This is a genomic window from Streptomyces sp. ISL-66, assembly GCF_018614135.1.
Lineage (GTDB): Bacteria > Actinomycetota > Actinomycetes > Streptomycetales > Streptomycetaceae > Streptomyces.
This window is the reverse complement of sequence record NZ_JAGGOW010000009.1, coordinates 27456-40729: the sequence shown is the minus strand read 5'-3', so window position 1 is coordinate 40729 and position 13274 is coordinate 27456. Positions and strand designations below refer to the sequence as shown.

The 13274-nt window shown below is 73.4% G+C and carries 10 protein-coding genes; 6 read left to right on the top strand and 4 right to left on the bottom strand.

Annotation, left to right across the window (positions count from 1 at the left end):
- Window positions 1-117 precede the first annotated feature (117 nt).
- Window positions 118-1530: an amino acid permease gene (locus tag J7E97_RS02235; protein WP_215021601.1), complete on the bottom strand. Its 1413-nt coding sequence runs from the start codon at window positions 1528-1530 to the stop codon at window positions 118-120.
- A 283-nt stretch (window positions 1531-1813) separates the two neighbouring features.
- Between J7E97_RS02235 and J7E97_RS02230 the strand changes: the two genes are divergently transcribed.
- Window positions 1814-2398, top strand: a complete 585-nt coding sequence (locus tag J7E97_RS02230) for a biotin transporter BioY (protein ID WP_215021599.1) — start codon at window positions 1814-1816, stop codon at window positions 2396-2398.
- A gap of 94 nt (window positions 2399-2492) precedes the next feature.
- Here J7E97_RS02230 and J7E97_RS02225 read toward each other — a convergent pair whose 3' ends face one another.
- On the bottom strand, window positions 2493-3932 hold the full coding sequence (locus J7E97_RS02225) for an amino acid permease (RefSeq protein WP_215021597.1): 1440 nt from the start codon (window positions 3930-3932) through the stop codon (window positions 2493-2495).
- Window positions 3933-4159: 227 nt separating this feature from the next.
- On the opposite strand from J7E97_RS02225, the gene J7E97_RS02220 reads away from it, so the two are divergent.
- Window positions 4160-4645 carry a ribose-5-phosphate isomerase gene (locus tag J7E97_RS02220; RefSeq protein ID WP_215021595.1) on the top strand — a complete coding sequence of 162 codons (486 nt, stop codon included), beginning with the start codon at window positions 4160-4162 and terminating at the stop codon, window positions 4643-4645.
- A 67-nt stretch (window positions 4646-4712) separates the two neighbouring features.
- Complete coding sequence (locus J7E97_RS02215) at window positions 4713-5522, top strand: Fpg/Nei family DNA glycosylase (RefSeq protein ID WP_215021593.1); 810 nt, start codon at window positions 4713-4715, stop codon at window positions 5520-5522.
- 28 nt (window positions 5523-5550) lie between these two features.
- On the opposite strand, the gene J7E97_RS02210 is transcribed toward J7E97_RS02215, so the two are convergent.
- Window positions 5551-6804: a GNAT family N-acetyltransferase gene (locus J7E97_RS02210; RefSeq protein WP_215021591.1), complete on the bottom strand. Its 1254-nt coding sequence runs from the start codon at window positions 6802-6804 to the stop codon at window positions 5551-5553.
- Between the two features lie 117 nt (window positions 6805-6921).
- Between J7E97_RS02210 and J7E97_RS02205 the strand changes: the two genes are divergently transcribed.
- From J7E97_RS02205 to J7E97_RS02195, 3 genes are all read left to right on the top strand, one after another.
- On the top strand, window positions 6922-8064 hold the full coding sequence (locus J7E97_RS02205) for a PP2C family protein-serine/threonine phosphatase (RefSeq protein ID WP_215021589.1): 1143 nt from the start codon (window positions 6922-6924) through the stop codon (window positions 8062-8064).
- A gap of 772 nt (window positions 8065-8836) precedes the next feature.
- Entirely contained in the window at window positions 8837-9751 is a 915-nt protein-coding gene (locus tag J7E97_RS02200) for an ABC transporter ATP-binding protein (protein ID WP_215021587.1), read from the top strand.
- Window positions 9751-12279, top strand: coding sequence for an ABC transporter permease (locus J7E97_RS02195; protein WP_215021585.1), 2529 nt, complete (start codon window positions 9751-9753; stop codon window positions 12277-12279). Before J7E97_RS02200 ends, J7E97_RS02195 begins: the two co-directional genes overlap by 1 nt.
- A 387-nt stretch (window positions 12280-12666) precedes the next feature.
- On the opposite strand, the gene J7E97_RS36525 is transcribed toward J7E97_RS02195, so the two are convergent.
- On the bottom strand, window positions 12667-13274 hold a 608-nt coding region (locus J7E97_RS36525; protein ID WP_215021583.1), incomplete at its 5' end, for a DUF4232 domain-containing protein.

Here is a 13274-nt window from a genome sequence, read left to right as displayed (position 1 = left end):
ATTCCGCCTCACACATAAGGGTCGCCCCCGCACGACGAAGGCGCGCCTCATGCCATCGCATGAGGCGCGCCTCGGGACCGGGGATCGGGATCGGCCGGTCGGGGGCCGGGGGAGGGATCAGGCCTTGGGCGTGCGCAGCTCCCGGATCCACGCCACCACGAGGACGACCGCCGCCGCCCCCGAGGACCACAGCAACTGCGGCCGCGCCGAATCGTCGAACAGCATCAGGACGAGCACCGCGGCCATCCCGATCAGCGCCGCCCACGTCGCGTACGGGAACAGCCACATCGGCAGCGTCAGCCGCTCGGGCATGTCGCGCTCGATCTTCGCCCGCAGCCTCAGCTGCGACAGCGCGATCAGCGCCCACACGAAGAGCAGGACCGCGCCCACCGCGTTGAGCATGTAGAGGAAGATCGTGTCCGGCCACAGCAGGTTCAGCACCACCGAGACGAACCCGAAGGCCACCGACGCGAAGACCGCCCTGCGGGGCACCCCGCCGGGGGAGACCTTCAGCAAGGCCTTGGGGGCCTCGCCCCGCTCCGCCAGCGAGAAGACCATGCGCGAGGACCCGTACAGGTTCGCGTTGAGGGCCGACAGCAGGGCCACGAAGATCACGACGTCCATGATCTGGCCGGCGCCCCGCACGCCGATCGAGTCCAGCACCGCCACGTACGGGCTCTGGCCGGGCTTGAGCGAGTCCCACGGCAGCAGCGCCACGATGACCAGCATCGAGCCGACGTAGAAGAAGAGGATGCGCCACACGGCGCTGCGCACGGCGCGGGCCACGGACTTGGCCGGGTCGTCGGACTCGGCGGCCGCGATCGTGACGACCTCCAGGCCGCCGAAGGCGAAGACGACGGCCAGCATGCCGGCCACCACACCGCTCGCGCCGTTGGGGAAGAAGCCGCCGTGGCCGGTCAGGTTGGCCATGCCGACCGGGTCGCCGGAGGAACCGGGCGCAGCCGGGAGCAGGCCGAAGACGGCCAGCGTGCCGAGGATCAGGAACAGCACGATCGCGCCGACCTTGAGGGCCGCGAACCAGAACTCGAACTCGCCGAAGTTCCGTACGGCGGCCAGGTTGCTCACGGTGAAGACCACCATGAAGAGGAGCACCCAGACCCACTGGTCCACCGACGGCAGCCAGCCGTTCGCGATCTTCGCCGCGCCGGTCGCCTCCACCGCCAGCACCACGACCAGCAGGAACCAGTACAGCCAGCCCGCCGAGAAGCCGGCCCAGCGGCCGAGGGCCTTCTCCGCGTACACCGAGAACGAGCCGGAGGCGGGCATCGCCGCCGACATCTCGCCGAGGGCCCGCATCACCAGCATCGCGAGGACGCCCGCGAGCAGGTAGGAGCAGATGATCGCGGGACCGGCGATGCCGATGCCTGCGCCGGATCCGACGAACAGCCCGGCGCCGATCACGCCGCCGAGGCCCAGCATGGTCAGGTGGCGCTGCTTGAGACTGTGGCTCAGGGGTTCCGGAGGGAGCTCGCCCGTGCCGGCGGGCGGGTCGGGCAGGCGGTCGCGCATGAGGGTGCTCGTACTCTCTGTGGCCTGGCGGCGGTGGGGGCTCCGCGACAGTTGGAGGGACTCTACAGTCTCACCGGAGAGCACCCATCCATCCAAAACGGACGTGCTGTCGTTTCTGGCTCGTGATGCGGATCACTTCAACTTCGGTGTGAAGTGGGGACTTTGTCCACTTCCCACCAAACCGGTGAGTGCGGCTTTGTCCCGGGCGGCCCTGATGCGGCCGCCGGTCCGGGACTAACGTCGGTGATCGTCCTGTCGACACCACCCTCCCGCGGAGTCCCCGATGAGCACTGCTTCCGTCTCCTTCCGGCCCGGCGCCGTCCTCGCCGACCTGCTGCCCGCGAGCCGCGTCCGCGACGTGGCGCTCGTCGTCGGCGGAGCCGCGCTCACCGGCCTGGCGGCGCAGATCGCCGTCCCCGTCCCCGGCTCCCCGGTCCCCGTCACGGGCCAGACCTTCGCCGCCCTGCTGGTCGCCGCCGCCTTCGGCGCCCGTCGCGGCTTCCTCTCGCTGGCCCTGTACGCACTCGTCGGCATGGCCGGCGTGCCGTGGTTCGCGGGCGGCACCTCCGGCGCGGGCGGCGCCTCCTTCGGCTACGTGCTCGGCATGCTGCTCGCCGCCACCGTCGTCGGCGCCCTCGCGCGCCGCGGCGCCGACCGCTCGGTCTGGCGAACGGCGGGCACGATGGTGCTGGGCTCCGCGATCATCTACGGCGTCGGCGTGCCCTACCTCGCCCTGTCCACCGGGATGTCCTTCGGCGCGGCCGTCGCGGCCGGCCTGACCCCGTTCCTGATCGGCGACGCGCTCAAGGCCGCACTGGCGATGGGCGCCCTGCCGTCCGCCTGGAAGCTCCTGGGCCGCCGCGGCTGAGCCCCCGCCGAACGTACGACAGCCCCGGACCGCGAGCGGCGGTCCGGGGCTGTCGTACGTCGCGCGCGGGATTCCGCGACGGCGACGGAGTGCTCTACGCGGAGAGGCGTGCGGCGGCCTTGCGGCGTACGTCGCGGATCACGCCGATCACCAGCACCACGGCCGCGACCAGCATCGACAGCAGGACGGTCTCGCGGTTGTCCTTGTCGTAGACCATGTAGCCCAGGACGAAGGTGATCATCGCGGCGGTGGCCCAGGTCAGGTACGGGAAGAACCACATCTTCACCGTCACCTTCTCGGGCGCCTCGCGCATCAGGATCCCGCGCATCCGCAACTGCGTCAGGCAGATCACGAGCCACACGAACAGCGCGATCGCACCCGAGGCGTTCAGCAGGAAGCTGAAGACGGTGTCCTTGAAGGCGTAGTTGAAGTAGACGGCGACGAAGCCGAACACGACCGAGCCCAGGATCGCGGCCGTCGGCACGCCCCGCTTGGTGACCTTGGCGAACGCCTTGGGGGCGTCACCGCGCTCGCCCAGCGAGAACGCCATGCGGGAGGCGGTGTAGAGGCCCGAGTTCAGGCAGGAGAGGACGGCCGTCAGCACGATCACGTTCATGATCTGACCGGCGTGCGCGATGCCGATCGAGTCCAGGGCGGCGACGTACGAGCCCTTCTCGGTGATCGACTTGTCGTTCCACGGCAGCAGGGTCAGGACGATGAAGATCGAGCCCAGGTAGAAGATGCCGATCCGCCAGATCACCGAGTTGGTGGCCTTGGTGACCGCGCGCCGCGGGTCCTCGGACTCGCCCGCGGCCAGCGTGACGATCTCGCTGCCCATGAAGGAGAAGACCACCATCAGGACGCCGGTGAGGACCGAACCCCAGCCGTTCGGCATGAAGCCGCCCGTGTCGGTGAGGTGCGCGAAGCCCGCGCCCGGGTTGTCCGAGCCCGGCAGCACGCCGAAGACGGCCAGCATGCCGATGATCACGAAGCCGCCGATGGCGACCACCTTGATGCCGGCGAACCAGAACTCGAACTCGCCGTACGAGGCGACCGAGCCGAGGTTGGTGACCGTCAGCACCGCCATCACGATCAGGGCCCAGGCCCACTGCGGGACGGCCGGCACCCAGCCTTCGAGGATCACGGCGCCGGCGGTGGCCTCCACGGCCAGGACCACGACCCAGAAGAACCAGTACAGCCAGCCGATGGAGAAGCCGGCCCAGCGGCCGAGCGCCCGGTCGGCGTACGCGGAGAAGGATCCCGAGTTCGGGCTCGCGGCGGCCATCTCGCCCAGCATCCGCATGACGAAGACGACCATCGCGCCGACCAGCGCGTAGGAGATCAGGATGGCGGGGCCGGTCTTGGCGATACCGCCGCCGGAGCCGACGAAGAGGCCGGCGCCGATGACGCCGCCGATGGCGATCATGGACAGGTGGCGGTTCTTGAGGCCGGCCTTCAGACCGTCGGAGGGCTGCCCGTCGCCGGGGTTGCCGGTCGGGTCGCCTGCCTTCTGAAGGGTCGTCGTGGAACTCATGAACGGATCCTTAGGTTCTCGGGGCGCTCGGGTTACGAGCCCCGGCATTCAAACCCGACATCCCGACGGGACGGAAGACCCTGTTCCGATGGTTGCCCGGGGCTCAAAGTCCTGGATCTTGGTCCCGGCCCGCCCCATCTGGGTTGTTTGGGTTTACTTGAGCTTTAGAAGTGATTTACGCGACACCCGCTGCGGGGTGTCGGGGAGGCTCGTGCCACACTCGACCCATGCGTGTGTACCTCGGATCCGACCATGCCGGCTTTGAGCTCAAGAACCACTTGGTGGACTGGCTCAAGAACAACGGCCACGAGCCCGTCGACTGCGGGCCCCACATCTACGACGCGGTGGACGACTACCCGCCGTTCTGCCTGCGCGCCGCGGAGAAGACCGCCGCCGACGCCGACGGCCTTGGCGTCGTGATCGGCGGCTCCGGCAACGGCGAGCAGATCGCCGCGAACAAGGTCAAGGGCGTCCGCGCCATCCTGGCCTGGAGCGTCGAGACCGCGAAGCTCGGCCGCGAGCACAACAACGCCAACGTCATCTCCGTCGGCGGCCGGATGCACACGCAGGACGAGGCCGTCTCCTTCATCGAGGCGTTCCTGGCGACCCCGTACTCCGACGAGGAGCGCCACACCCGCCGCATCGAGATGCTCTCCGCGTACGAGACCACCGGCGAGCTCCCCCCGATCCCGGCGCACCACCCGCAGGGCTGATCCCGCTTCCGGCCGCGCCGCCTTCCGGGGCGGCGCGGCCGGTTTTTCTTTTCCGAGGAGTACCGCCGTGCCCGAGGGGCATACGATCCACCGCCTCGCCGAGGACCACCTGGAGCGGTTCTCCGGCCGGGAGGTCGCCGTCAGCAGCCCCCAGGGCCGGTTCGCCGAGAGCGCGGCCCTGCTCGACGGACGGGTCCTGGACGGCGTCGACGCCCACGGCAAGCACCTCTTCCTGGGCTTCGAGGGCAGCGACTGGGTCCACATCCACCTCGGGCTCTTCGGCAAGTACGCCCTCGGGACGCCCCCGGTGCCCCCGCCCACGGACACGGTCCGGCTGCGGATCGCGCATGACGACCACTACTCCGACCTGCGCGGCCCGACCACCTGCGCGCTGATCACGGACGGCGAGAAGAAGGCGATACACGACCGCCTCGGCCCGGATCCGCTGCGCGGGAGCGACGACCCCGACCGCGCCTGGGCCCGCATCTCCCGCTCCCGCACCACCGTCGCCGCGCTGCTCATGGACCAGAAGGTCGTCTCGGGCGTCGGCAACGTCTACCGCGCCGAGGTCCTCTTCCGGCACGGCATCGACCCGTACCGGCTCGGCAAGGACCTCACGCGCGGCGAGTGGGACGCGGTCTGGGCCGACCTGGTGCTGCTCATGCGCGAGGGCGTGCGCAACAACCGCATCGACACCGTCCGCGACGAGCACCTGCCCGAGGCGATGGGCCGCCCGCCGAGGGTGGACGACCACGGCGGCGAGGTGTACGTCTACCGGAGGGCGAACATGCCCTGCCACATCTGCGGGGGCGAGATCCGCACCGCCGGTCTCGCCGCCCGCAACCTCTTCTGGTGCCCGGGCTGCCAGCTCCGCTAGGACCAGAACCCGTGCGACAGCTACGGGCCTAGAACCCGTGCGACAGCCACGGGGCCACGTCCCCGGCGAAGGCCCGCGAGGCCTGCACCAAGGTGCCCGCGCGCAGCTCGCGCACCCGGCCCGCCGCCGCGAGCGAGGCCAGGGTGACCCCGCCCAGGTACGCCGCGCCCAGCTCGCCTGCCGACAGCTCCAGCTCCGCCGGCGCACCGGTGCGCGTACAGGAGGCGGTCCCGCCCCCGGCGGTGCCCCCGGCGGTGGCCGTAAGCCGCCACCGGCCCGCGTTCCACGGGCAGAACCGGTCCTCGACCTCGAAGACCACGTCCAGCGGGGCCCCGTAGCCGCGGGCCTCCAGCGCCGCCGGCAGGTCCACCAGCCGCAGGTGCAGCGCATCGCGCTGACGCACCTCGGCCCGCCGCACGTCGCTCACCATGTGCAGCACCGGATCGTCGACGGGCCGCCCGTACGCCCGCACCCGCCAGGCCAGGTCGATGTCGAAGAGGTAGCGCCACAGTGCCGCGTACGCCGCCGGATCCAGCGCTTCCAGGGTGCGCAGCTGGACCTTGCCGTCCGAACCGGTCTGCTCCCAGTCGGGCTTGACGTGATAACGGGCGTAACCGACGACCTCGCCGCCCGCCCCCTCGGCCACCACGCACTTCAGCGGTGAGGCGGCCGACCGCCCCGACGGCGGGTCCACCAGCGCCCGCAGCTCCCAGCCCGGCTGCCGGGCCGGCATCCCGGGCCGGCCCGCGACCAGGGCCGCGTAGACCCGCTCGCAGTCGGGCAGGGACTCCAGCGGATCGACGAGCCGCAGGCGTACGTCATCGGTCCCCGGCGGCACGGAGAGCCGCACGCGCGTCGTGTCGATGTCCACGGACACGGAGTACGCGGCGGTGCCGTAGCCGAAGCGCCCGTAGATCGCCGGATCCGATGCCGTCAGCACGGCGAGCGGTTCACCACCCGCCCGGATGTCGTCCAATTGGCGGCGCATCAGCGAGGTGAGCACGCCCCGCCGCCGATGGGTGGGGGAGACGCCCACCATCGTGACCCCGGCGGCCGGCACGAGTGCGCCGCCCCCCGGGACGGACAGGCGGAAGGAGAAGGCCCCGGCCGAGCCGACGCACTGCCCGCCGTCCCAGACGCCGAGCGAACGTGTCAGCTCGGTCAGCGACTTGCACAGTTCGCGTTCCTCGGAGAGTTCGGGCACGCCACCGAACGCCAGTTCCAGGTGGTCGAACCAGACATCCCACTCATCAGCCGTCAATACGCGCGTCTCAAGTGCCATACGTCCCTCCCTATCAGGGCAATCCGGCCCGTGCGAGCCCTTTTCGGTCACCGCCGGACCGGTGTTCCGGGGGTACCCCTGCGGACCCACAGTCAGGATGGATAAGGTCCCGAAGCAATGGCCCGAGCACGTGTGGAGACACTCCTGGCCCGGACGCGCATGCTGTCGCACCGGGCACGCACCGCCCTGCGCAAATCCGCCGTCGACTACTTCCGCGGAGACGCCTCCGACTGGCTCGCCTTCGGCGGGCTGCTGCTCACCATCCCCGCCATCGCCTGCGGCACCCTGATGCTGCCGGTGTGGTTCTCACCGTCCGCGCTCGTCCTGCCGATCGTGGCCGGCGGCCTGCTGCTGCGGCCCGCCAGCCTCCTCGCCCTGTACGCGGCCTCCGCGGCCGCCCTCATCGTCGAGGCCCTCGTCCTCGGGCCGTACACCCAGGGCCCGGCCCGGGTCACCCCCGGCACCGTGCTCGTCGTCGCCGCCTGCGGATTCTTCGGGCTGGTCATCGCCCAGTTCCGCAGCCGCGTCGGCGTGCCCTGGCGGCGCGGCGGCACCATGCTCTTCGACCTGCGCGAACGCATCCGCGTGCAGAGCAAGCTGCCTGCCCTGCCGCGCGGCTGGCATCGCGAGATGGCCCTGCGCCCGGCCGGCGGCCAGTCCTTCTCCGGAGACTTCGTCGTCGCCGCCCGCACCAACGGCGGCCGCACCCTGGAGATCGTCCTCACCGACGTCTCCGGCAAGGGCATGGAAGCGGGTTCCCGCGCCCTGCTCCTGTCCGGCGCCTTCGGCGGCCTCCTCGGCGCCCTGCCCCCGCACGGCTTCCTGCCCGCCGCCAACGGCTACCTGCTGCGCCAGGACTGGGACGAGGGCTTCGCCACCTCCATCCACCTCGTCCTGGACCTGGAGACCGGGGACTACGAGCTCCTCTCCGCCGGCCACCTCCCCGCCCTCCAGCTCTGCGCGGGCACCGGCCGCTGGCAGGAGGTCTCCGGCGAGGGCCCGCTGCTCGGCGTCTACGACGGGGCCGAATTCGAACCCGCCCGCGGGAACCTGCGGCGCGGCGACGTCCTCATGCTCTTCACCGACGGCCTCGTCGAAACCGCCGAACGCGACATCAGCGAGGGCATGGACCGGCTCACCGGCGAAGCCGACCGCTACGTCGCCGCGGGCTGGGACGGCGCGGCCTGGCACCTGATCGAAAAGGTGGCCAAGGACGTCAACGACGACCGTGCCCTTTTGCTGATCCGGCGGTCGGGGTGACGGGCGTCGGGTTGACCGGTGATCGGGGTGACCGGTGCGGGGGTGGCCGGTGCGGGGGTGGCCGCCGATCCGGCTGGCTGCCGCTGGGCTGGTCGCCGTTCGGGCTGATCCGCGGTCCGGGCTGACGGCCGCCGGGCTGGCCGCCATTCGCGCTGACTGCCGCCGGGGCGGCCGCCGCCGGGCTGGCCGCCATTCGGCTGACCGCCGCCGGGCGGTCGAAGTTCGGGATCCGCCGTTCGGGCTGACCGCTGCCGGGCTTGCCGCCGATTCGGCTGGCTGCCGCTGGGCTGGCCGCCGTTCGCGCTGACTGCCGCGGGGGCGGCCGCCGCCGGGCTGGCCGCCATTCGGCTGACCGCCGCCGGGCGGCCGAAGTTCGGGATCCGCCGTTCGGGCTGACGGCTGTTCGGGCTGACCGCCGCCCGGCTGACCGCTGCCGGGCTTGCCGCCGATTCGGCTGACGGCCGCTGGGCTGGGTGCCGTTCGGGCTGATACGCGGTCCGGGCTGACGGCCGCCGGGCTTGCCGCCGATTCGGCTGACCGCTGCCGGGCTTGCCGCCGATTCGGCTGACGGCCGCTGGGCTGGGTGCCGTTCGCGCTGACCGCCGCCGGGGCGGCCGCCGCCGGGCGATCTGCCCTTTACCCCCGGCCGATGCTCGGGTTTACCCCACCATCGGCCCGCCTGCCTCCGCCATGGTGAGGGACCCCCCGTCCTCCGTAGCGTCGAAGACACGATCACCACCGGGTGGTCCATCGGCACGGAAGGCGGCACACCATGGGGCTCCGGCGGAGCAAACGACAGGCCGAGCAGCGGTCGGGGCAGGCCGGGCAGTCCGGGCACGCCGGAAGCGCTGGTTGGACCGCTGCCGGGCACGCTGGGCACGCTGGGCCCGCCTGGCAGGCCGGGTGGACCGGGGACTCCTACGACCCCTCCGCCGCCGTCGAGCTGCGCGGAGTCCGCCGCCGGTACGGGCGCGGCTCCGCCGCCGTCCACGCCCTGCGCGGCATCGACCTCAGCCTGCCGCGCGGCAGCTTCACCGCCGTGATGGGCCCCTCCGGCTCCGGCAAGTCCACCTTCCTCCAGTGCGCCGCCGGCCTCGACCTCCCCACCGAGGGCTCCGTCCGCCTCGGCGGCACCGAAATCACCGGCATGAACGAGAACCAGCTCACCCAGCTGCGCCGCGGCCGCCTCGGCTTCGTCTTCCAGGCCTTCAACCTGCTGCCCTCCCTCACCGTCGAGCAGAACGTCCTGCTCCCGCTGCGCCTCGCCGGTGGCCGCGCCGCCGCACAGGGCCAGGAGCGTGCCGCCGAACTCCTCGCCCGCGTCGGCCTGGAAGGCAAGGGCCGGCGCCGCCCCGCCGAACTCTCCGGCGGCCAGCAGCAGCGCGTCGCCATCGCCCGCGCCCTCGTCACCCGCCCCGACGTGGTCTTCGCCGACGAGCCCACCGGCGCCCTCGATACCACCACCGCCGCGGAGGTCCTCGGGCTGCTCCGGACCGCCGTGGACACCCTCGGCGCCACCGTCGTCATGGTCACCCACGACCCGGCCGCGGCGGCCCACGCCGACCAGGTGCTCTTCCTCGCCGACGGCCTGATCGCCGACCGGCTCCCGCGCAGCTCCACCGCCACGATCGCCGCCCGGATGACCGGCCTCACCGCCGGTCCGGTGCTCGCGGGAGCGGCCGCCTGATGGCCCTGCGCTCCAACGGCCTGGCCCGCGCGGCGCTCCGCTTCCGCCCCGCCGCCTTCGCCGGCACCTTCGTCGCCCTGCTCATGACCGTCGCCATCGTCTCCGCGTGCGGGCTCCTGCTGGAGACGGGCGTCCGGGCGAGCGTCCCGCCGACCCGCTACGCCGAAGCCCCCGTCGTGGTCGCCGCCGACCAGCAGGTCACCCTGCGGGTGGGCAGCGGCGAGGGCGCCTACGACGTCTCCGCGCAGATCCCCGAGCACGCCCGGGTGGACGCCGCCCTCCTGGACCGGCTGGCTCCCCTGGGCCGGGCCGTGCCCGACGTGATGTTCCCCGTACGGGAGGCGGCCGGAGCGGGAGCGGGTGCCCGTACCGGAGCCGGTGCCGGAGCCGGAGCCGGAGCGGGAACCCGTACCGGGGCGGGAGCCGGTGCCGGAGCCGGAGCGGAAGCGGGAGCCCGTACCGGAGCCGGAGCCACGGCCGGAGCAGCCGGCGCAGCCAGCCGCGCCTTCGACGCGTACGGCTGGGGCTCCACCGCCTTCAGCCCCGCGCAGCTGCGCGCCGGCCGCGCCCCGGCCGCCCCCGGCGAAGTCGTCCTCGGCGGCGCCGACGGACGCCACGGACCCGACCGGGTCACGCTCGACACCCCCGCCGGAACAAGGGAGTTCCGGGTCGTCGGGCGCACCGACCGGCCCGGCGCCTGGTTCTCCGACGCCGAAGCGCGTGCCCTCTCCGGACACCCCGAAGCCCTGGACGCCATCGTGCTGTTCGGCGCCGACGCGGCGAAGGCACGGGCAGCCGTGGACGGCCGTGCCCGGGTCCTGACCGGTGCCGCCCGCGCCATGGACCCGCAACTCGCGGGCGCCAAGGAGCTGCTGGCCGGCCTCGGCGGCTCCTTCGGCGGCATCGCCACACTCGTCGCCGTGTTCACCGCCGCCGGCACCGTCGCACTCTCCGTCGGCCAGCGCTCCCGCGAGTTCGCCCTGCTGCGCGCCGTCGGAGCCACCCCGCGCCAGATCCGCCGCACCGTCGCCACCGAAGCCCTGCTCGTCGCTCCGGTCGCGGGCGCGGTGGGCTGCGTACCCGGCATCGCCCTCGCCTCCTGGTGGTTCGGCCAGCTCAAGGCGAAGGGCGCGATCCCGGCCGGCGTCGACCTGACCGTCTCCTGGATCCCGCTCGTCTCCGCCGTCGGCATCGGGCTCGTCACCGCCCTGCTCGCCGGATGGGCCGCCGCCCGCCGCCCCGCCCGCACCCGCCCCGGCCAGGCCCTCGCCGCGGCCGCCGTGGAACGCCTGCGGCCCGGCTGGATCCGCACCCCGCTGGGCCTCGCCGCCCTGGCCGGCGGCGCCGCCTGCGCGTCCCTGGCCGCCACCAGCAGCGGCCCGGACGCCGCCAACGCCGCGCTCGGCGTCGTCATGCTCTTCATGCTCGCCGTCTCCCTGCTCGGCCCGCTGATCGCCCGCGCCTGCGCCGCCCTCTTCGGACTGCCGCTGCGCGCCGCCGGCGCCTCCGGATCCCTGGCCGCCGCCAACTCCCGCGCCCACGCCCGCCGCCTCGCCTCCGCGATCACCCCGATCGTCCTCGCCATGGCCTTCTCCTCCACCCTGGTCTTCCTCCACACCAGCCAGGACCGGGCCGTACGCCAGCAGCAGGAGGCCGGGCTGCTCGCCGACCACGTCGTCACCGACCCGCACGACCCGGACCGGGCGGTGGCGGCCGGGGCGGTCGCGCTCACCCGCACCTCCGTCCTCGCCGTCGTCGGCTCCGGCCCGGAGCGCCTGATCCACAACGCCTCCGCCCAAGGGGTCACCGGGGACATCGCCACCGTCGAGGACCTGGGCGTGCTCTCGGGGGACCTCGCCCGGCTGGCCCCCGGCAAGATCGCCGTCGACCGAACCCTGGCCGACGCCGACCACGCCGCCGTCGGCGACCGCCTGGAGCTGCGCCTCCCCGACGGCACCCGGGCCGACCCCGAGATCGTCGCCGTCTACTCACGCGGCCTCGGCCTCGGCGAGATCACCCTGCCCGCCGCGGACCTGGCCGGCCACACCACCGCCGGCCGCCCCACGGAACTCCTGATCCGCGGCCCGCTCCCGGCCGGCCTCGGCCCGGCGCAGTCCGCCTCCGCCTGGACCACCGGCCAGAGCCTGGACCGCGAGGTCAACGCCTGGGCCAACACCACCATGGCGGCGCTCCTCGGCGGCTTCGCGGCCGTCGCCGCCGCCAACACCCTGGTGATGACGGTCCTCGACCGCCGCCGCGAACTGGGCATGCTGCGGCTGGTCGGCTCCACCCGCCGCCAGGTGCTGCGGATGCTCCGCTGGGAAGCCCTCCTGGTCAGCGGCGCGGGCATCACCCTCGGCTCGGCGATCGCGCTGGCCACCCTGATCCCGCTGACCAAGACCCTGACGGGCACCGGCCCCTACATCCCACCCGCCGTCTACGCCTCCTTCGCGGCCGCCGCCGTAGCCCTGACCCTGGCCTCCACCACCCTCCCGGCCCGCCGAGCCCTCACCCCCACCCGAACCTGAGCCCCGCCCCACCGCCCGCCGAAGGGGTGTGCCGGACCCCAGGGCGGCCTGGGGCCCGGCACCCGTTGCCACGTACGGCCCCCCTCCCGGGAGTCGGCCCCCGAAAGTGGCCCGGCACCCGTTGCCACGTACGGGCCCCCGCCCGGGGGTCGGCCCCCGGGAGGGCGAAGCCGCAACCCTCCCCCAACCACCGCTGGGGGAGGGACCCCTGACGGGTCCGCATGGCCCGGAGGTTCAATTCCAGCCCCCCGGCGTCCGAGGCACGGGATCCGCCCCGGATCCCGGGGCGACGGCCGCGCGCGGCCCTACGGGTCAACGCGAAGCCGTGGGACGGGTGGAAGGGCGGGAAGGGGACTCAGCACCCGAAGGTGCCGGTGATCCGAACGATCACCGCGGAAGCTCCTGCCACGGACCGATCCCGAGCTTCCCGGTGTTGCCCAGATCGACCGGCCGGGTCAGCCGCAGCATCAGCGTGGGCGCGCCGCGCCGGGGCGTGACCTCGAGCGCCCAGCCGTCCGTCGCGACCACCGTCGAGTCCGTGACGAGGTTGCGCCACACCATCGGCACGTACGCGGCCTGGCCCGGCGCGATCACCAACCGCCGTGCGCGAGCATCCACGTTCGGGGCGCCGGTGGTGATCCCCGCCGACCCGTGCGCGACGGTCGCCTCCACGGGCGCCCCCGCCTTGTCGAGCAGCCGCAGGTCGGGATACCCGTCCAGCGCGTACGGCTCCGCCCCGCAATTGACCAACTGCACGGACTCCGCCCGGAGCCCCATCGCGGCACTCCCGTCCCCCTCGGCCAGCCGCACCCCGCCTTCGGGACACTCCCCACCAGCCCCCGCCCCGGCGCTGGCCCCTGCCCCGGCGCTGGCCCCTGCCCCGGCGGTGGCCCCTGCCCCCGCTGCGGCCCCGGCCCCCGCCCCTGTCCCGGCCCCGGCCCCTGCCGAGGCCGCCGAACCGGAGCTCGCCGAACCGGAGCTCGCCGAGCCGGAGC

What these genes read in the sequence shown, in the direction of transcription:
- J7E97_RS02210 (WP_215021591.1), bottom strand. Translation starts at nt 6,804, where the DNA reads ATGGCACTTGAGACGCGCGTATTGACGGCTGATGAGTGGGATGTCTGG.
- J7E97_RS02195 (WP_215021585.1), top strand. Translation starts at nt 9,751, where the DNA reads ATGGCCCTGCGCTCCAACGGCCTGGCCCGCGCGGCGCTCCGCTTCCGC.
- J7E97_RS02205 (WP_215021589.1), top strand. Translation starts at nt 6,922, where the DNA reads ATGGCCCGAGCACGTGTGGAGACACTCCTGGCCCGGACGCGCATGCTG.
- J7E97_RS02225 (WP_215021597.1), bottom strand. Translation starts at nt 3,932, where the DNA reads ATGAGTTCCACGACGACCCTTCAGAAGGCAGGCGACCCGACCGGCAAC.
- J7E97_RS02230 (WP_215021599.1), top strand. Translation starts at nt 1,814, where the DNA reads ATGAGCACTGCTTCCGTCTCCTTCCGGCCCGGCGCCGTCCTCGCCGAC.
- J7E97_RS02235 (WP_215021601.1), bottom strand. Translation starts at nt 1,530, where the DNA reads ATGCGCGACCGCCTGCCCGACCCGCCCGCCGGCACGGGCGAGCTCCCT.
- J7E97_RS02200 (WP_215021587.1), top strand. Translation starts at nt 8,837, where the DNA reads ATGGGGCTCCGGCGGAGCAAACGACAGGCCGAGCAGCGGTCGGGGCAG.
- J7E97_RS02220 (WP_215021595.1), top strand. Translation starts at nt 4,160, where the DNA reads ATGCGTGTGTACCTCGGATCCGACCATGCCGGCTTTGAGCTCAAGAAC.